Source organism: Streptomyces sp. AB3(2024) (assembly GCF_041862025.1).
Lineage (GTDB): Bacteria > Actinomycetota > Actinomycetes > Streptomycetales > Streptomycetaceae > Streptomyces.
Genome location: NZ_JBGWAB010000022.1, coordinates 1 through 18337, shown reverse-complemented (window position 1 = coordinate 18337; position 18337 = coordinate 1). Strand labels below are relative to the sequence as shown.

General features: G+C 73.4%; 20 protein-coding genes. 13 read left to right on the top strand and 7 right to left on the bottom strand.

What is annotated here, in order from left to right:
* Positions 1-31: 31 nt before the first annotated feature.
* On the bottom strand, positions 32-922 hold the full coding sequence (locus ACEPPI_RS12355; RefSeq protein ID WP_373915272.1) for a neutral zinc metallopeptidase: 891 nt from the start codon (positions 920-922) through the stop codon (positions 32-34).
* Positions 923-1161: 239 nt separating this feature from the next.
* Here ACEPPI_RS12355 and ACEPPI_RS12350 point away from each other — a divergent pair, with 239 nt between their 5' ends.
* From ACEPPI_RS12350 to amaP, 8 genes are all read left to right on the top strand, one after another.
* The gene (locus ACEPPI_RS12350; RefSeq protein ID WP_371679140.1) at positions 1162-2760 is read left to right on the top strand and encodes an ABC-F family ATP-binding cassette domain-containing protein; all 1599 of its coding nucleotides are present in this window, start codon (positions 1162-1164) and stop codon (positions 2758-2760) included.
* A gap of 353 nt (positions 2761-3113) precedes the next feature.
* A complete protein-coding gene (locus tag ACEPPI_RS12345) occupies positions 3114-3335 on the top strand; it encodes a helix-turn-helix domain-containing protein (protein WP_007263382.1) in 222 nt (73 codons plus the stop codon).
* Between the two features lie 165 nt (positions 3336-3500).
* Positions 3501-4280: an enoyl-CoA hydratase/isomerase family protein gene (locus ACEPPI_RS12340; RefSeq protein WP_373915271.1), complete on the top strand. Its 780-nt coding sequence runs from the start codon at positions 3501-3503 to the stop codon at positions 4278-4280.
* A 196-nt stretch (positions 4281-4476) separates the two neighbouring features.
* Complete coding sequence (locus ACEPPI_RS12335; protein WP_373915270.1) at positions 4477-4908, top strand: Asp23/Gls24 family envelope stress response protein; 432 nt, start codon at positions 4477-4479, stop codon at positions 4906-4908.
* A gap of 17 nt (positions 4909-4925) precedes the next feature.
* Complete coding sequence (locus tag ACEPPI_RS12330) at positions 4926-5123, top strand: hypothetical protein (protein ID WP_356214064.1); 198 nt, start codon at positions 4926-4928, stop codon at positions 5121-5123.
* Positions 5120-5503: an Asp23/Gls24 family envelope stress response protein gene (locus tag ACEPPI_RS12325; RefSeq protein WP_373915269.1), complete on the top strand. Its 384-nt coding sequence runs from the start codon at positions 5120-5122 to the stop codon at positions 5501-5503. The genes ACEPPI_RS12330 and ACEPPI_RS12325 overlap by 4 nt, the downstream gene beginning before the upstream one ends.
* The gene (locus ACEPPI_RS12320) at positions 5401-6030 is read left to right on the top strand and encodes a DUF6286 domain-containing protein (RefSeq protein ID WP_373915268.1); all 630 of its coding nucleotides are present in this window, start codon (positions 5401-5403) and stop codon (positions 6028-6030) included. The genes ACEPPI_RS12325 and ACEPPI_RS12320 overlap by 103 nt, the downstream gene beginning before the upstream one ends.
* A 4-nt stretch (positions 6031-6034) precedes the next feature.
* Positions 6035-6592, top strand: coding sequence for an alkaline shock response membrane anchor protein AmaP (gene amaP / locus ACEPPI_RS12315; protein WP_373915267.1), 558 nt, complete (start codon positions 6035-6037; stop codon positions 6590-6592).
* Positions 6593-6615: 23 nt separating this feature from the next.
* Here amaP and ACEPPI_RS12310 read toward each other — a convergent pair whose 3' ends face one another.
* From ACEPPI_RS12310 to ACEPPI_RS12285, 6 genes are all read right to left on the bottom strand, one after another.
* On the bottom strand, positions 6616-7371 hold the full coding sequence (locus tag ACEPPI_RS12310) for an SDR family oxidoreductase (protein WP_373915266.1): 756 nt from the start codon (positions 7369-7371) through the stop codon (positions 6616-6618).
* 10 nt (positions 7372-7381) lie between these two features.
* Entirely contained in the window at positions 7382-8167 is a 786-nt protein-coding gene (locus tag ACEPPI_RS12305) for an SURF1 family protein (protein ID WP_373915265.1), read from the bottom strand.
* An 81-nt stretch (positions 8168-8248) separates the two neighbouring features.
* Positions 8249-8482 carry a hypothetical protein gene (locus ACEPPI_RS12300; RefSeq protein ID WP_373915264.1) on the bottom strand — a complete coding sequence of 78 codons (234 nt, stop codon included), beginning with the start codon at positions 8480-8482 and terminating at the stop codon, positions 8249-8251.
* Between the two features lie 84 nt (positions 8483-8566).
* Positions 8567-9544, bottom strand: coding sequence for a DEDDh family exonuclease (locus ACEPPI_RS12295; protein ID WP_373915263.1), 978 nt, complete (start codon positions 9542-9544; stop codon positions 8567-8569).
* A gap of 49 nt (positions 9545-9593) precedes the next feature.
* A complete protein-coding gene (locus tag ACEPPI_RS12290) occupies positions 9594-12212 on the bottom strand; it encodes an MXAN_6230/SCO0854 family RING domain-containing protein (RefSeq protein WP_373915262.1) in 2619 nt (872 codons plus the stop codon).
* A 115-nt stretch (positions 12213-12327) separates the two neighbouring features.
* Complete coding sequence (locus tag ACEPPI_RS12285; RefSeq protein ID WP_373915261.1) at positions 12328-12981, bottom strand: TetR/AcrR family transcriptional regulator; 654 nt, start codon at positions 12979-12981, stop codon at positions 12328-12330.
* Between the two features lie 111 nt (positions 12982-13092).
* Between ACEPPI_RS12285 and ACEPPI_RS12280 the strand changes: the two genes are divergently transcribed.
* The 5 genes from ACEPPI_RS12280 to ACEPPI_RS12260 form a co-directional block, all read left to right on the top strand.
* A complete protein-coding gene (locus tag ACEPPI_RS12280; RefSeq protein WP_373915260.1) occupies positions 13093-13890 on the top strand; it encodes an acetoacetate decarboxylase family protein in 798 nt (265 codons plus the stop codon).
* 1 nt (position 13891) lies between these two features.
* Positions 13892-14776 carry an SDR family NAD(P)-dependent oxidoreductase gene (locus ACEPPI_RS12275; protein WP_373915259.1) on the top strand — a complete coding sequence of 295 codons (885 nt, stop codon included), beginning with the start codon at positions 13892-13894 and terminating at the stop codon, positions 14774-14776.
* Positions 14777-14787: 11 nt separating this feature from the next.
* Positions 14788-16071 (top strand): amidohydrolase family protein, encoded by a 1284-nt coding sequence (locus ACEPPI_RS12270; protein WP_373915258.1) that lies wholly within the window; start codon positions 14788-14790, stop codon positions 16069-16071.
* The gene (locus ACEPPI_RS12265) at positions 16071-17291 is read left to right on the top strand and encodes an amidohydrolase family protein (RefSeq protein WP_373915257.1); all 1221 of its coding nucleotides are present in this window, start codon (positions 16071-16073) and stop codon (positions 17289-17291) included. The genes ACEPPI_RS12270 and ACEPPI_RS12265 overlap by 1 nt, the downstream gene beginning before the upstream one ends.
* A gap of 167 nt (positions 17292-17458) precedes the next feature.
* On the top strand, positions 17459-18337 hold an 879-nt coding region (locus tag ACEPPI_RS12260; RefSeq protein ID WP_373915256.1), incomplete at its 3' end, for a sterol desaturase family protein.

Below are 18337 nucleotides of genomic sequence, written 5' to 3'. Positions count from 1 at the left end.
CGCAGCACAGCATGGCAGGCGCCACCGACAGTCAGCGGAAGGTGTTGCACTGCGCCATGTCGCCCGTGCGGTAACCCTGGTAGAACCACTGCCGGCGCTGCTCGGCCGAGCCGTGGGTCCAGGACTCCGGGGTGACGCGGCCCTGGAACTTCTCCTGGATCCGGTCGTCGCCCACCGCGGCCGCCGCGTCCAGGCCGTCCCTGATGTCCTGGTCGGTGAGGCTGGTGATCAGCGGCCTCCCCGTCGACTTGTCCGGGGTCCTCGTCGCGTTGCGCGCCCACACCCCGGCGTAGCAGTCGGCCTGGAGCTCGACCTTGACCGCGTTGCTGTTCGCGCCCTGCCGCCCGTCCTGGGCCCGCTGGAGCGTTCCGGTCAGGTTCTGGATGTGGTGGCCGTACTCGTGGGCGACGACGTACGCCTGGGCGAAGGGGCCGCCGTTCGCGCCGAACTTCGTCCGCAGCTCGTCGAAGAAGCCCAGGTCCAGATAGACCTGCCGGTCGGCGGGGCAGTAGAAGGGGCCGACCGCCGAGGTGGCCGCGCCGCACGCGGTGTCCACCCGGCCGGTGAAGAAGACCGTGGCCGCCGGGGCGTACTGTCCGCCGCGCCTTTGGAATTCCTGCTTCCAGAAGTCCTGGGTGCTGTTCACCACCGCGACCAGCCGGCAGTCCTCCCGGGTGTTCGCGTCCTTCCCGGTCCTGCAGACCTGCTGCACCTGGGCCGCCGAGGACGAGGTCGACACCGGCTGCGGGCTGCCGTCCGACAGTCCCAATTGGTCCGGACCCACCCCGAAGAGCAGGCCCAGCACCAGGGCGATCAACCCGACGATCCCGCCACCGACCGTGGCCTTCCCGCCCGGGATGCGGCTCCCGCGCACGTCCTTGACCTCGGAAGTGTCCAGATTGGCGTCGTCGTCGAACTGCATACCGCACCGCCCTCGCGTCCCATGGCCGCCCCTGCGGCGAGAATCAACCCCTTCATCCTGATACGCGCCCAGGCGCCCCGGTGGCGTCCCGGGGCCGAACGGGCGACGGGAGGCCCCGAAAAGTGGTTGCGCACCCCCGGTAGAATGAACCCATGGCAAATCTCCTCGCGGATTAGCGGCGTCGAAGCAACGCGCGTCCTGCCCCCCTTCCGCCGTCCCCACCGCCCTGGAGTATTTCCGTGATCACCGCCACCGGCATCGAGCTGCGCGCCGGCGCCCGCATCCTCATCGAGTCCGCCTCCTTCCGCGTCGCCAAGGGCGACCGCATCGGTCTCGTCGGCCGCAACGGAGCGGGCAAGACCACGCTCACCAAGTGCCTCGCCGGCGAGGGCCAGCCCGCGGCGGGCGCCATCGCCCGCTCCGGCGAGGTCGGCTACCTGCCGCAGGACCCCCGCACCGGCGACCTCGACGTGCTCGCCCGCGACCGGATCCTCTCCGCCCGCGGCCTCGACGTGCTGATCAAGAAGATGCGCGCGAACGAGGAGCGCATCGCCACCGGCAGCGGCGGCACCCGCGACAAGGCGATGAAGCAGTACGAGCGCCAGGAGACGGAGTTCCTGACCAAGGGCGGGTACGCCGCCGAGGCGGAGGCCGCCACCATCTCGGCCGCCCTCGGCCTGCCCGACCGCGTCCTGGGCCAGCCGCTGCACACCCTCTCCGGCGGTCAGCGCCGCCGCGTCGAGCTCGCCCGGATCCTCTTCTCGGACGCCGACACCCTGCTCCTCGACGAGCCGACGAACCACCTGGACGCCGACTCGATCGTCTGGCTGCGCGACTACCTCAAGAACTACCGCGGCGGCTTCATCGTGATCTCCCACGACGTCGACCTCGTGGAGACCGTGGTCAACAAGGTGTTCTACCTGGACGCCAACCGCGCCCAGATCGACGTCTACAACATGGGCTGGAAGCTCTACCAGCAGCAGCGCGAGGCCGACGAGAAGCGCCGCAAGCGCGAGCGCCAGAACGCCGAGAAGAAGGCCGCGGCCCTGAACTCGCAGGCCGACAAGATGCGCGCCAAGGCCACCAAGACGGTCGCCGCCCAGAACATGGCCAAGCGCGCCGAGCGGCTGCTCTCCGGCCTGGAGGCCGTCCGCGTCTCCGACAAGGTCGCCAAGCTCCGCTTCCCGGACCCGGCGCCCTGCGGCAAGACCCCGCTGACCGCCGAGGGCCTGTCGAAGTCGTACGGCTCCCTGGAGATCTTCACCGACGTCGACCTGGCCATCGACAAGGGCTCCCGCGTGGTCATCCTCGGCCTCAACGGCGCCGGCAAGACCACGCTGCTGCGCCTGCTCTCGGGCACCGAGAAGCCGGACACCGGCACGGTCGTCCCCGGCCACGGCCTCAAGCTCGGCTACTACGCCCAGGAGCACGAGACCCTGGACCCGGAGCGCACCGTCCTGGAGAACATGCGCTCCTCGGCGCCCGACCTGGACCTGGTCGACGTCCGCAAGACCCTCGGTTCCTTCCTGTTCTCCGGCGACGACGTGGACAAGCCCGCGGGCGTGCTCTCCGGCGGCGAGAAGACCCGGCTGGCCCTGGCCACGCTGGTCGTCTCCTCGGCCAACGTGCTGCTGCTCGACGAGCCCACCAACAACCTCGACCCGGCCAGCCGCGAGGAGATCCTCGGGGCGCTGCGCACCTACAAGGGCGCGGTCATCCTGGTCACCCACGACGAGGGCGCGGTCGAGGCCCTGGAGCCGGAGCGGATCATCCTGCTGCCGGACGGGGTCGAGGACCTGTGGGGACCGGACTACCGGGACCTGGTCGCCCTCGCCTGACGGGTACCCGGCCCGCTGATCCAGTTCCTTATGGATCATTCGGCTCAGGCGTGATCCATCATCTGAGTGAGACGGTCTCGTACCGTCGCGCCCCGTTCGACGGCCCCGGCCGCAGCCTCCCCGAGGCGCGGCCGGGGCCGACTTTTTTCCGCGTCCTGCCCCTGACCTGGTGATTCCCCTCGGCGGCGGAGAAGTGTGACGGAGGTCATGCGGCGGAAGAGAAGATTCCGTTCTGCTCGGGCGTCCACCCCTCGGGAAATGCCGTCGTACCGACCTTGCTGAATGGGTGGCCAGGAAGCCGGGGAGGGGTGATCATGAGAAGTCCAGAGCGCACTTCCCACGAGGAGGCACGGGTGGCCGAGACTCTGAAGAAGGGCAGCCGGGTTACCGGCGCCGCGCGCGACAAGCTCGCGGCAGACCTGAAGAAGAAGTACGACTCCGGTGCGAGTATCCGGGCGCTGGCCGAAGAGACCGGCCGGTCCTACGGATTCGTCCACCGGATGCTCAGTGAGTCCGGAGTCACGTTGCGTGGTCGCGGTGGCGCGACGCGCGGCAAGAAGGCGGCTGCGGCCTGACCCTGGCCGTCAGGCCGAGGCCGGCGCCGGAGGCGCGCGACAGCTTCGTGCGGCTCCACGCACGGTTCTTCGGTGACCCCCGGTCGGCCCCGCGGCCGACCGGGTGGTTACTGTGCAGTCACTTAGGCCGAGTACGCGGCCACGACTGCACACCGGAGGCACCAGATGGCTCTGCTCGACAAGGACGGCGTACGGCTCACCATCGACGACGCGCTCGCCACGGTGACCCTGACCAATCCGGCCAAGCGAAACGCCCAGTCCCCCGCGCTCTGGCGGGCGTTGGCGGAGGCCGGACGGTCGTTGCCGGGCACCGTCCGGGTCGTCGTGCTGCGCGGCGAGGGCAAGTCCTTCTCCGCAGGGCTCGACCGGCAGGCGTTCACCCCCGAAGGCTTCGAGGGCGAGCCGTCCTTCCTCGATCTGGCACGTGGTTCCGACGAGACCCTCGATTCCACCATCGCCGAGTACCAGGAGGCTTTCACCTGGTGGCGGCGCAATGACATCGTCTCCATCGCCGCCGTGCAGGGGCACGCGATCGGCGCCGGCTTCCAGCTCGCGCTCGCGTGCGACCTGCGCGTGGTCGCGGACGACGTGCAGTTCGCCATGCGCGAGACCAGCCTGGGCCTGGTCCCCGACCTCGCGGGCACCCAGCCGCTGACCGCACTGGTCGGCTACGCCCGCGCGCTCGAAATCTGCGCGACCGGCCGCTTCGTGCACGCAGAGGAGGCCGAACGGGTCGGCCTCGCCAACCTGGTGGTACCGGCCGACGAGCTCGACGCCGCCGTCCAGGACCTCGGCACCGCACTGCTCGCACCGCCCCGCGACGCAGTGATCGAGACCAAGGCCCTGCTCCGCGCGGCCACCTCCCGCCCCTACGACGACCAGCGCGCCGCCGAGCGGGCCGCGCAGGCCCGCCGCCTGCGCGACCTGGCGGGCCTCTCCGACTGACCCGGACGAACCCCGTACCGGCGGGTCGGCCCTCCCGCCGCTCCGCGCCACCGCACGTCACCACGCGCCGGGACCGCCCGGTCGGCCGGAACCGCACACACGGTTCCCCCGACGGGCGTAGTCCCGGCGCGTTCGCGCGCCCGGGCGCTTACGGTGGACAGGAGTCCGCAGTCCGCACGGCGCGAAAGGACCAGCGATGACCGAATCCGCATCAGGGGGTTCCGGCAGGGCCCCCGCCGACCGCGGCCGCACCACCATCGCCGACGGGGTGGTCGAGAAGATCGCCGGGCTCGCCGCCCGCGAGGTGCTCGGCGTCCACGCCCTAGGCAGCGGCAGCGGCCTCTCCCGTACGTTCGGGGCGGTCCGCGACCGGGTGCCCGGCGGGGCCAAGTCCGCCGTCAGCCGCGGGGTGAAAGCCGAGGTCGGCGAGGTCCAGACGGCCCTCGACCTGGAGATCGTCGTCGACTACGGCGTGTCGATCCGTGACGTCGCCCGGGCGGTGCGTGAGAACGTCATCTCGGCGGTCGAGCGGATGACCGGCCTGGAGGTCGTCGAGGTCAACATCGCGGTCGGCGACGTCAAACTGCCCGACGAGGAAGACGAGGAGCCGGAGCCCCGGCTCCACTAGACGGGAGGGCGACGCACATGAGCATGGCGGTCGCCGGCCTGCTGGCCGGCATGGCACTCGGCTTCGCCGGCTACTTCGGTGGCTTCGGGGCCTTCCTGCTGGTGGCGGCGCTCGGCGCCGTCGGCTTCGTCGTCGGCCGGTTCCTCGACGGGGACCTGGATGCCGGCGACCTGTTCCGCCCGCGCGGCCGCGACGACCGGCGCGGACCCCGATGAGCGACGATCCGGGCACCCCCGCGCCCCGGGCCGTGCCGCCGCGGGTGCCGCCCGCCGAGCGGGGGGCCACCCGCATCGCCGACCGGGTCGTGGCCAAGATCGCCGCCCAGGCCGCCCGGGAGGCCCTCGACGTCCTGCCCGGACAGGCCCCGCACGCGGCCGTCACCGTCCACCACGACATCGCCCGGGTACGGGTCAGCCTGGAGCTGGCCTACCCCTCCGACCTCGCCACCCAGTGCGCGGACATCCGCCGGAGGGTCACCCTCCGGGTCGAGGAGTGCGCCGGCATGACCGTCCCCGAGGTCGACATCGACATCGAACGCCTGTACCCCGCGCAGCTCCGGCCGGCCTCCGCCGGACGGAACCGGCGGCTGCGGTGACGACCCCGCACCGTTTCCGCTCCGCCCGGCGGATCCCCGCCGGGCTCACCGCGCTGGTGGTGCTCGTGGCCGCCGGGTTCTTCCTCTACGACCTGGCCGCCGTACGCTCCGGGCGGCCCGCGATGCGCTGGCGCCGCGAACTCGCCGGACAGCTGGAACGGCACGCCCCGGCCGACACCGGGGTCCTGGTGGCCGGCGCGCTCCTCGCACTGGCCGGGGCCGTCCTCCTGCTGCTGGCCCTCGCCCCCGGAGTGCGCGGGCTGCTGCCGATGCGGGCCGAGCCGGGCGTGCGGGCGGGGATCCGGCGCAAGGCCGCCGCCCTGGTGCTGCGGGACCGCGCCATGGAGGTCTCCGGGGTGCGCTCGGTCCGGGTGCGCATGGGCCGTGGCCGCGTCGGGATCCGGGCCACCTCGCACTTCCGCGAACTGGACGACGTACGCGCCGACCTCGACGCGGTGCTCGCCGTCGGCATCGAGGAACTGGGCCTCGCGCACCCGCCGCGGCCCCGGGTCAGGGTCAGGAGGTGAGCGGATGCTCGGAGCGGTGAACCGGATCCTGCTGGGGCTGACCGGGCTGGTCCTGCTGGCGGCCGGGGTCGGCCTGCTGACCGGCTCCCGGCCGCTCGGAGGCCGGCACGCCCCCTTGCTCACGGCCGAGACCCGCCACCGGTACGGGCACCCCGAGGGCTGGTGGTGGTGGGCGCTCCTCGCCGCCCTGGCGGTGTGCGTCCTGCTGGCGCTGTGGTGGCTGCTGGCGCAGCTGCGGCGCTCCCGCCTCCCGGCGCTGTCCGTGGACACCGGCGACGGGGCGTCCGCCCTGCTGCGGGGCCGCACGCTGGAAGCGGCGGTGGCCGCCGAGGCGGGAGCGCTCGACGGGGTCGCCGGGTGCAAGGTCGCCCTCCGGGGCCGGCGGGGCTCCCCGGCCCTGCGCATCGCCCTGGAGCTGGAACCCCACGCCGTGCCCGCCGACGCGCTCGCCGGGCTCGCGGGCCCCGTCCTCACGCACGCCCGGACCTCGGCGGGCCTCCCGGAACTTCCCGCGGAGGCCCGCCTGGAGGTCTCCTCCCACCACGCGCGGCGCGTGACCTGACGGGGCGCCCGCCGGGAGCGCGGCTAGAAGCCGTGGCGCGAGCCGCCGTCCACCGGGAGCATCACCCCGGTGAGGTAGGACGCGGCCGGGGACAGCAGGAAGGCCGCCGTACGCCCGAACTCCTCCGGCGTCCCGTACCGCCGCAGCGGGATCCGGGACTCGTTCCCCGCGCGGGCGGCGTCCACGTCCCCGGACAGCGCGTCCAGCTCACGGACCCGGTCGGTGTCGATCCGGGCCGGCAGCAGCCCGACCACGCGGATCCCGCGCGGGCCCAGTTCCACCGACAGGGACTTCGCGAAGCCCGCGAGCCCGGGGCGCAGGCCGTTGGAGATGGTCAGGCCGGGGATCGGCTCGTGGACGGAGCCCGACAGCACGAAACCGACGACACCGCCCTCGCACAGGGCGTCCGCCGCCGCGCGGGCGAGGCGGACCGCGCCCAGGAAGACCGACTCGAAGGCCGCCGTCCACTGCTCGTCGGTGTTGTCCGCCGCACTGCCGGCCGGCGGTCCGCCGACGCTGATGAGGATGCCGTCGAAGCGGCCGAAGCGTTCCCTGGCGGTGGCCACCAGCCGGGCCGCCGCCTCCGGGTCGGAGTTGTCCGCCGCCAGGCCCAGCGCGTTCGGGCCGAGTTCGGCGGCGGCTTCCGCCGCCCGCTTCTCGTCCCGGCCGGTCAGTACGACCTTCGCCCCGTCGGCGGTCAGTTCCCGCGCGGAGGCGAAGCCGAGCCCGCGGGTGGCTCCGGTGACTACGTAGACACGGTCCTTCAGTCCAAGATCCATGCGGGTCACGCTACGCCGGAGCGGGCTCCAGTGGCACGGCCTTCGCTGCGGCCTCCTCGCGGTCGCGCTTCTCCCGGCGCACCAGGACCACCCAGCCCACCGGTACCGCCGCCGCGAACAGCCACCACTGGATCGCGTACGCCATGTGCGGGCCGATCGAGTCGTGGTCGGGCTCGGCCACCGCCTCCGGGCTGCCGCCCGGCGGGAGCGGGGCGGTCAGCTCCAGGTAGCCGCCGAGGACGGGCCGGCCCTGGGCGGCCGCCTGCTGCCCGCTGTCGATCAGCATCACCTGGCGGTCGGGCAGGCCCTTGCGGTCCTTGATCCCGCTGTCGCCGCTGGTCTCGTCGGCCTTCAGCCGCCCGGTGACCGTGACCTCGCCCGCGGGCGCGGCCGGCACCGGCGGATAGGCGCGCGGGTCGTCGCCGCCCGCGACCCAGCCGCGGTTGACCAGCACCGCCCGCCCGTCCGCCAGCACCAGCGGGGTGACGACCTGGAAACCGACCTTGTCGTTGTTGGAGGTGCGCATCCGCACGACCACCTCGTGCGCCGGGTCGTAGGTGCCGGTGGCGGTGACGGCGCGCCAGTAGTCGGCCCTCGGGACGGTGTGGCCGGGCGAGGTGACCCCGGTCATCGGCACCGGCTTCGCGTACAGGTTCTTCGCGATCAGCTCGTTCTGCGCGACGCGGTGCTCGTGGCGGTGGAACTGCCAGAACCCCAGCTTGATCATCGCGGGGATGAGGACGAGGGCGATGAGGGTGAGGCACACCCACTGCCGGGTCAGGACGAAGCGGTACACGCCCACGACGGTACCCGCAGCGACGGGGACCCCGGTGGCCGGGTGGCCATCCGGGGTCGGGACGACGGGGGGAAGCGGGGGTCAGACGCGGTCGGTGATGCCCACCTTCCCCTCCGCGCGGGCGCAGTGCGCGCCGCAGTACCACTGTCCCTGGACCTCGACGCCCTGCCCGATGATCTGGACCCGGCAGTGCTCACAGATGGGCGCCATGCGGTGGATGGCGCAGGAGAAGCAGTCGAAGACGTGCACCGCGCCCTGCGCGTGCACCTCGAAGGACATGCCGTAATCGTTTCCGCAGACCTCACAACGTGCCATGCGCCGCATGCTGCGCACGACGGACGGCCGGAACAAGATCCACCGGGGTGAGTCGCGGCCCACGCACCCGGCCGGAGCAACGGTCTAGCACTCCTGCGCGGGCGCCACGTCGCGCAGCAGCTGGGTGAAGGCCGCCTCGTCCACCACGGGGGTGCCGAAGGCCTTCGCCTTGACCGTCTTCGAGGTCGCCGAGTCGGGGTCGTTGGTCACCAGCAGGCTGGTGAGCCGCGACACGCTCGTCGCGATGTGCAGGCCCGCCTCCACCGCCCGGTCCTCCAGCAGCTCCCGGTCCACCGAGGTGTCACCGGAGAAAGCGACCCGCATGCCCTGCTTGAGCGGCGTGCCGTCCTCGAAGCGCCCCGGGTTGGGGTACGGGCACGGCGGCCGCTTGCGCGAGGCCCGCCAGGTGCCGGAGCCGCCGTACGAGGCCTGGTAGCCGATCCGGGGCGTGGCGGGGGAGTCCGACCACTCCGTCAGCGGACGGCACTCCAGCAGGGGCAGCCGTACGCCGCCCCGCGCGGCCGTGCACAGCGACGGACGGAAGGCCTCCGCCAGCACCCGGGCGTCGTCCAGCGCGTGGTGGGCGCGCTGCTGGACCACGCCGTAGTGCGCGGCGAGCGACTCCAGCTTGTGGTTGGGCAGCGGCAGGCCCAGTTCCTTCGACAGGGCGATGGTGCACAGCCGCTGGCGCACCGGCGCGGTCCGGGAGGCCCGCGCGTACTCCCGGGCGATCATCTGCCAGTCGAAGATGGCGTTGTGCGCGACGAGCACCCGGTCCGCGAGCCGCTCCGCGAACTCCTCGGCGATGTCCTCGAAGAGGGGGGCGTCGGCGAGCATCTCGCTGGTGAGCCCGTGGATCCAGACCGGCCCCGGGTCCCGGCGCGGGTTGACCAGGGTGTACCAGTGGTCCTCCACCTCGCCCCGCGCGTCGAGCCGGTAGACGGCCGCGGACACGATCCGGTCGTCACGAGCGAGCCCGGTGGTCTCCACGTCGACGACCGCATACCCCTCGGGGTACGCGGTCGGCCACGTCGTGTCTGCGGTCGTACGGTCGTCGAGCATGGTCACAGAGGATATCGGCCCCGACCGACAGCCGTGGCCCGATGGCCCTTCAGCACAGCTCCGCCACGAGGTCCGCGGCCCTCACCGCGGTGAGGGATCCCGCCACTTCGCCGGGCCCCGGGAAGAGGTGGTACGCGGCCCCCGAAGCCCCGCGCGGCGCCGGGACCGCGTGCACGGTCGCGAGGAAGACCCGCTTCCCTGCGGCCAGTTCACCGGCGGCCGCGTCGGCGTCGGCGGGCTCCCGCCGTTCCTGGGGCTCCTCCAGTGCGGCGACCCGGGCGGCGAATCCGGCCACCGTCTCCCCGGCCCCGGCCCGGTAGAGCCACAGTTCGTCGGGAAGGACGGGATGCGGTGCCCGGCGTACGACCGCGACCTCGCGGGAGCGGGCCGCCGCCCGCCACACCGCCAGGTCCCACAGGGTCGTACGGGTGCCCGAACCGAAGTGCTCCCACACGTCGCGGGCCACGGACGCCAGCCGGTCCCCGTGCGAACGCACGCTCTGGAAACCGCCGGACGGGGGCAGGTGCACGTCCGCCCACAGCGCCCGCCGGGCGGCCAGGTCCACCACCATCGGCATGCAGACCCGCGACCGTCCGGCCAGGTCGAAGCGCTGGCGCACGGTGCGCGGATCGTAGGAGGCGTCCCGGGGGCCGTCGGCGGGCAGGCCCATGAAGCCCGCGAAGGCGTCCGGCAGTGTGTCGAAGGGCACGTTGTTGTAGCTCAGGACCAGGGGGACGGCGTAGCGGTCCCCGTTGCGGGCGAGGGCGGCCGGGTCCAGGTCCACGTACTCGGTGGCGCCGAGCGGCGCGGGCGCCGAGGTGAGGTCGCCCGAGTGGGTGGCGGTGCCGCGCGGCCCGTGGCGCAGCGAGGTGTAGTCGCACAGGCCGGTGAACCGCCACTCGGCGTCGAAGAAGGCGACCGACAGGTCCAGGTCGGTGATCTGGCCCTCGGGCTCGGTCCAGTGCAGGAACAGCCGCAGCACCTCGTCCTCCGGCAGTCGCAGGACGCTGCCGCGCGGGACGGCGACCAGGGCCCTGGCGGTGGTTCGCTCGCCGAAGGGCACGGTCAGCTCCGCGAGCCCGGAGTCGAGGACGGCCAGCTCGTACGGGTCCCCCTGCGCGGCGCCGAACCGGCGCAGCACCTCGGCCTCCAGCCGGGCCGCGACCTCCCCGACGAGGGACGCGGGCAGCGGTGCCCGCTCCTCCCGCGCCACCTGGGCGCGGGCGACCCGGCCGTTCGGGAAGAACACCCGGCGGCCGCCGCCGTGGTCTTCGGCCCGGGTCCGCAGCGCGCCGAGCGCGGACAGCAGCGGGCCGGGCGCGACGGCGGGCAGGGCGTGCGCCAGCGCGCGCCGCAGCTCGGGCAGCGGCTCCGCGCCCGGGTGCAGGCGCAGCAGGTGGTCGAGGCGGCGTACGAGTTCACCCGGGCGCTGCGCGGCGAGCGTGACGGCGCCCGGGGCGTCCCCGGCGGCGAGGGCCCCCTCCAGCCGGCCGGCCCAGGTGGCGGGCAGGATCCGGTCCCCGGTGACCCGTACGGCCTCGGGGTGCGCGGCGGCCGACTCCAGCAGGGCGGTGCCGAAGGCGGTCGCCGGGGACACGGTGGTGCCCCGCAGCACGGCGAAGGCGAGCGCGGCGCGCGGGTGCCGGGCGTGCCGCTCGAAGGGGTGCAGGCTCTCGGCGGCGCGCTTCCAGGCCACCGGATGCCGCAGCAGGTCCTCGACCAGGTACTGCGGGTTCAACGCGTCGAGCACCGCGAGGAGTTCCCGGCGCAGCGGCCGGGGGAGCGTCGCGAACCGGGGCAGCGGCAGCAGCCCGGCCTCGCCGCCCGACAGCACGGCCAGCAGGCGCAGCACGTCGGTGGCGGTGGTCAGATGCCGCAGCAGCGGGGCCCGGTCGCCGGCTCCGGGCAGCAGCGCGGCGAGCACCAGCGCCCTGGTTTCCCGTACGGGGATCTCCGCGGGCAGCCGGCCGGGGTCCGCCGGGGCGGCCGCGAGCAGGACGGTCAGGTCCTCGCGGTCCTGCGGGGAGAGCGGGGTCCGGCGGGCGACCAGGGCCCGGACCTCGGCGAAGGCGTCCGCCCCGGCGTCGGCGCCCAGGCGCAGCAGCCGCAGCGGGCCGATCGGCGCCGCCTTGAGCGGGGTGGGCGGGGCGGTGCGCAGGAAGGGGTCGGCGGGGTCGACGCGGCGGTGGCAGACGGGGCAGCCCGCGTAGTCGGCGCCGTCCCAGCACAGCCGGCACACCAGGTGGGCGCAGGGGGAGACGGGGTGGACGGTGCCGATCTCGCCGCACAGCACGCAGGGCTGGGCGGGCTGCTGCGCGAGGAAGCTGAAGACCCTGGCCACGTAGAGGCGGTCGGTGTCGCGGGAGGGCGAGAACGGGAAACGGCGGAAGAGCGGGACGTGCGTGCGGTCGGCGCCGAGCAGCTCGTCGGCGAGGGCGTTCAGCCGGGCCCCGGCGGCGGCCAGTTCGTCGGGGCCGAGCGCGTTCAGGGCCGCGTACAGCTGCGGGGTCGGGGCGTGGCCCCGGTCGAGGAGGTCGGTCTCCACCCGCCGGATGCCCGGTGCCGGTGCCGGTGCCGGTGCCGGTGCCGGTGCCCGGTCCGGGCCGGGCACGTGGTCGACGTAGACGGTCTGCAGTCGGCGCAGCAGCACGGACTCGATGGTGGACACGCGTGATTTCCCCTCCGCGAACGACAAAGCGGGGGCGGAGAGTGGGCGCGCGGGTTCGTCGGTAGAAGGAGAGAAGGATGCACGCCGCGGAGCCGCCCCCGCGTCACGGATCCCATCACGGGCCCGGACGGCCGGGCAAACCCTTAATCCCCGGCCGCGCGAGCAGGGCCTCGGTCAGGGCCCGCACCGACAGCAGGAACAGCCGTTCCGGGTCGGCCGGCCGGGACAGGGCGCGGGCGAGGGCCGGGTCGTCGGGGGCCGCGGCGGGGTCCCAGAGGTCGCCCTCGGCGGGGGACTGGGCGGGGGAGCGTTCGCGGTTGCGCTCGACGAGCAGGAAGCCGACGATCTGGAACTGGATCGCGCGCACGGCGTCGGCGGCCCGCGCGCCGCGCAGCCCGGCGGCGTGCACCTCGTGGACCAGGGCCTGCTGGGCGGGCAGGAACATCCGCTCGGTGAGGCCGCGTTCGTGGACCATCGCGATCAGGTGCGGGCGTCCGCGCAGTTCGCGGCGCAGGATCCGGGCCACCGACAGGATCCGGTCGGCCGGGGTGCGGCCGACGGGGCGGACGGCGCCCATCTCCTGGACGGTGCGTTCCACGAGGGCGTCGAGCAGGGACTCGCGGTTGCCGACGTGCCAGTAGATGGAGGTCACCGCCGTGCCCAGGTCGGCGGCGAGCCCGCGCATGGTCAGGGCCGCCGGACCGTGCCGTCTGACCAGTGAGGCGGCCGCCCCCAGTACCTCCTCACGGGTCAGCGGGTTCCTCGCCATGGGCCGTCCGCCAATCTGTCGATCCGTCAGTTCTCGTTCGTGCGGGGGTCTTTACCCTTCATCGGTGGCGGTGTAACTGTGTTACAGGCCGACCGAAGGAGGGTGCGATACATGGCACGCGTACGGTACGGAGCGCGCACCGAGGCCGAGATCGCGGCGTCGCGCGAGAAGAGTTCGAAGCTCCCCGACATCTGGTCCACCGGGGTCGTGGCCGTCTGGGAGAGCGATCCTGACGTGGTGGCGGCCGTCCTGCCGCCCCCGCTGGGGCCCGCCGAGCGGCCCCTGGTGCGGGCCAACATCAGCAAGGTCGACCTCCCCGGCTACCCGCTCGGCGCCGGCTCGGTGGCCGTCGCCGCCCGGCACGGGGGCGTCGAGGGCTGGTACCCGCTGGTCATGCCGATGACGCACGAGCGCGCCCTGACCGGCGGCCGCGAGGTGTTCGGCGAGCCCAAGAAGCTGGGCGAGGTGACCGTCGAACGCGACGGCCTGGTCGTGCGGGCGGCCCTCGCCCGGCACGGGATCGCCTTCGTCGAGGTGCGCGGGGCGGTGGACCGGCCGCTGCCGCTGCCCGAGCCCGTCCGCAAGACCGACTTCTACTTCAAGTTCCTCCCGGCGGTGGACGGTTCGGGCTTCGAGTCCGACCCGGTGCTGGTCCACTGCACGCGCAACGAGAAGGTCCGCAAGCTGGAGCACATCACCGGTGACGTGGTGCTCCGCGAGTCGATGTACGACCCGGTGGCCGATCTCCCCGTACGCCGCGTCGTCGAGATCACCATCGGCGAGAAGACCACCGACCAGAAGGGCCGGGCCGTCGAACGCGTCAGCGCCCAGGCCCTGCTCCCGTACGTCCACCAGCGCTACGACGACCCGATGCAGATCCTCGACGGGCCGCCCGAGGGGAGCGTCTGAGATGCGCCTCGAACCGGGACAGGTGGCCGTCGTCACCGGCGCCGCGAGCGGCATCGGCCTCGCCATGGCCCGCCGCTTCGCCGCCGAGGGACTGAAGGTGGTCCTCGCCGACGTGGAGGAGGGCGCCCTGCGCGGGGCCGCCGGGGAACTGGCCGCCGAGGGGGCCGAGGTCCTGGCCCGCGTCGTCGACGTCAGCGAGCGCGACTCCGTGCTCTCCCTGTCCGACGCCGCCTACGACGCCTTCGGCGCCGTCCACGTGCTGTGCAACAACGCGGGCGTCGGCTCGGGCGCCGAGGGCCGGATGTGGGAACACGAGCCCAACGACTGGAAGTGGGCCTTCTCCGTCAACGTCTGGGGCGTCTTCCACGGCATCCAGGCCTTCGTCCCCCGCATGATCGAGGCCGGCGGCCCCGGGCACGTCGTCAACACCTCCTCCGGCGACGGCGGCATCGCCCCCCTGCCCACCGCCTCCGTCTACGCCGTGACCAAGGCGGCCGTGGTCACCATGACCGAGTCCCTGTACGCCCACCTCCGGGCGGAGGGCGCGGCCGTCGGCGCCTCCGTCCTCTTCCCCGGACCGCACATGCTGCGCACCGGCCTGTGGGAGTCCCACCGCAACCGGCCCGACCGCTACGCGAAGCAGCGGCCGCGCAGGACCCCGTACCGCAGCCTCGACCAGTACGAGGCCGCGATGAAGCAGGCCGGCCACGAGGTGGCCTTCACCCCCGTCGAGGAGGTCGCCGAGCACGTCGTCGACGGCATCCGCGCCGACCGGTTCTGGATGCTCCCGGCGAGCGAGCACAGCGACCGGCAGATCCGCGCCCGGTCGCGGTCGATGCTCGACCGCGCCAACCCCGCCTACCTGGAAAGCTTCATCCTCGACTGAGGGGCCGTGCAGTGAACGCGTACGAAGACCCGTACCTGATCATCTCCTCCGACTGCCACGCGGGCCTGCCGACCGAGCGGTACCGCCCGTACCTCGACTCCCGCTTCCACCCGCAGTTCGACGAGTTCCTCGGCCTGCGCGACGCCCGCCGCGAGGAGGCCACCCGCCTGGGCGTCCGTAACGAGGCCTTCGCCCGGAAGTGGTTCCACGATCACGAGGAGGGCCTCAAGGGCGGCTGGGACGCCACCCAGCGGCTCAAGGAACTCGACGGAGACGGAGTCGCCGCCGAGGTGGTCTTCCCCGACGCCGATGCCGTCGACAGCCAGACCGCCGCGCCCTTCGGCGTCGGCCTCGGCCTCTCCGGCGACCAGGACCCCGAGCTGGGCATGGCGGGCGCGCAGGCGCACAACCGCTGGCTCGCGGAGTTCGTGTCGCAGAACCCCGAACGCCACTGCGGGGTGGCCCTGCTGCCCATCACCGGGGAGCCCGCCAAGGTGGTGGCCGAGATCCACCGGGCCAAGGAGTCCGGACTCGGCGCCCTGATGATCCCGTCCATGTGGGTGGACCGGGCGCCCTACCACGACCGCCGATACGACCCCGTGTGGGCGGCGGCCGCCGAGACCGCGATGCCGATCGTCACCCACTCGGGGGCCGCGCCGCGCCACGAGTACGGGGACCACCTCGGCATCTACGTCTCCGAGGTCACCTGGTGGCCGGCCCGCCCGCTGTGGTTCCTGCTCTGGTCCGGGGTCTTCGAGCGGCACCCGGGCCTGAGGTTCGGCATCGCCGAGTCGGGCTGCTGGTGGCTGCCCAACCAGCTCTGGTTCATGGACCGGCTCTACCTCGGGGCGCACGGGGGCAAGAAGCTCTCCCCGTTCGCGGAGCTGAAGCGCCCGCCGAGCGAGTACCTGGACCGCCAGGTGTTCATCTGCGCCACGAACACCAAGCGGCGCGAACTCGCCCAGCGCTACGAGATCGGCGTGGACAACATCCTGTGGGGCTCGGACTTCCCGCACCCCGAGGGCACCTGGCCCGACACCCGCAACTGGCTGCGCAACACCTTCCACGACATCCCGGTGGCCGAGACCCGCCGGATGCTGGGCCTGGCCGCGGCCGAGGTCTTCGGCTTCGACACCGCGAAGCTCGCCCCGGTCGCCCGCCGGATCGGCCCCACCCCGGCCGGGCTCGGGCAGTCCCCGGACCAGGCGGCCGTGGAGGCCTCCTGGGCCCGCTCGCGCGAGACGGGCCGGCACTGGCTGACGGGCGGCGACTTCCCGGTGCTGGGGGTCTCCTGATGACCGGGGACCGCTACACGGTCGTCTCGGCCGACTGCCACGCGGGCGCCGACCTGCTCGACTACCGGCCGTACCTGGCCAAGCGGCACCACGAGGCCTTCGACGCCTGGGCCGCCGACTACGTCAACCCGTACGAGGACCTCCTCGCCGACACCGCCGACCGCAACTGGAACTCGGCCCGCCGGCTGGCCGAACTCGAAGCGGACGGCATCGTCGCGGAGGTCCTCTTCCCGAACACCATCCCGCCGTTCTTCCCCGCGGCCTCCCTGATGACGCAGCCGCCCACGGCCGCGGAGTACGAGCTGCGCTGGGCGGGCCTGCAGGCGCACAACCGCTGGCTCGCCGACTTCTGCGCGGACGCGCCGGGCCGGCGGGCCGGGGTGGCGCAGATCCTCCTCAACGACGTGGACGAGGCGGTCCGGGAGATCCGCCGCACCCGGGAGGCGGGCCTGACGGGCGGCATCCTCCTCCCCGGAGTCCCTCCGGGCTCACCCGTCCCGGAGCTCCACTCCGCCGCCTACGACCCGATCTGGGCCGTCTGCGCCGAACTCGACGTCCCCGTCAACCACCACGGCGGCTCGGCCTCGCCCCCGCTCGGGGACGAACCGGCGGCCCGCGCCGTCTTCATGGTGGAGACCACCTGGTTCTCCCACCGCGCCCTGTGGCACCTGATCTTCGGCGGGGCCTTCCGCCGCCACCCCGGCCTGAAGCTGGTCCTGACGGAGCAGGGCTCGGGCTGGATCCCGGGCGTCCTGGAGATGCTGGACTACTACCACGGCCGCCTCGTCACGGCCTCGGCCACGGCGGAGGCCAAGTTCGGGGCGGGCCTGGCCGACGCCATGGGCCGGGGCCCCAGCGAGGTCTGGCGGGACAACTGCTTCGTGGGGGCGAGCTTCATGCGCCCCCACGAGGTCCCGCTGCGGCACCGGATCGGCCTCGAAAAGATCATGTGGGGCAGCGACTACCCCCACGACGAGGGCACCACCCCCTTCTCCCGCGAGGGCCTGCGCATCGCGTACGCGGGCCTGCCGAGGGAGGAGGTCGCGGCCATGGTCGGCGGCAACGCCGCCCGCGTCTACGGCTTCGACCTCCCCCTCCTGGACGCCCTGGCCGCCAAACACGGCCCCCTGGTCTCGGAGATCGCCGAACCCCTGACCCGCATCCCACCCGAAGCCACCAGCCCGGCCTTCGCCCGGGGCGCCTCGGTCCGCGTCTGGTGACAGCGTCCGGGCGCCCGCCGGAGCGCCGAACGGGACCCGCGTGTGCCGCTCCGGCGGGGCCGCGCCCGAAGCCCGGACCACCATGGGGGTACCGTCGGTAACTTCGTCGGATACCGATCGGTAACAACCTCTAGCGGAGCCCCCTGGGGCGCCTCTATGGTGCGGGCATGCCGAACCTGCCCGATGTCGTGCTGTGGTCCATACCCGCGTTCGTCCTGCTCACCGTCATCGAGGTGGTGAGCTACCGGCTGCATCCCGACGAGGACGCCGCCGGGTACGACGCCAAGGACGCGGTCACGAGCGTCACCATGGGCATCGGCAGCATCGGGTTCGACCTGCTCTGGAAGATCCCGGTCGTCGCCGTCTTCACGGCCGTCTACGAACTGACCCCGCTGCGCGTGCCGTTCCTGTGGTGGACCGCCCTGCTGATGCTGCTCGCGCAGGACTTCCTCTACTACTGGCAGCACCGGCTGCACCACGTCATCCGCATCCTGTGGGCCTGCCACGTGGTCCACCACAGCAGCCGCAGGTTCAACCTCACCACCGCCCTGCGCCAGCCCTGGACCAGCGCCACCACCTGGTGGTTCTACCTGCCCATGGTCGCCCTCGGCGTGCACCCGGCCGCGGTCCCCTTCTGCTACGGGATCAACCTCCTCTACCAGTTCTGGGTCCACACCGAGCGCATCGGGAAGCTGCCGCGGCCGTACGAGTACGTCTTCAACACCCCCTCGCACCACCGCGTCCACCACGCCTCCCAGGGCGGCTACCTCGACCGCAACTTCGGCGGCATCCTGATCGTCTGGGACCGGATGTTCGGGTCCTGGGTCGGGGAGACCGAGCGGCCCGTCTACGGGCTGACCAAGAACATCGGCACCCACAACCCGCTGCGCGTGGCCACCCACGAGTACGCCGCCATCGCCCGCGACGTACGGGCCGCCGACAGCTGGCGCGAGCGCGCCGGGCGGGTCTTCCGCGGGCCGGGCTGGCAGCCCGTCGCCGAGCGGGCGCCCGGGGCGGGCGGCGCGCCCGCCGCCGCGCCGGAGCCG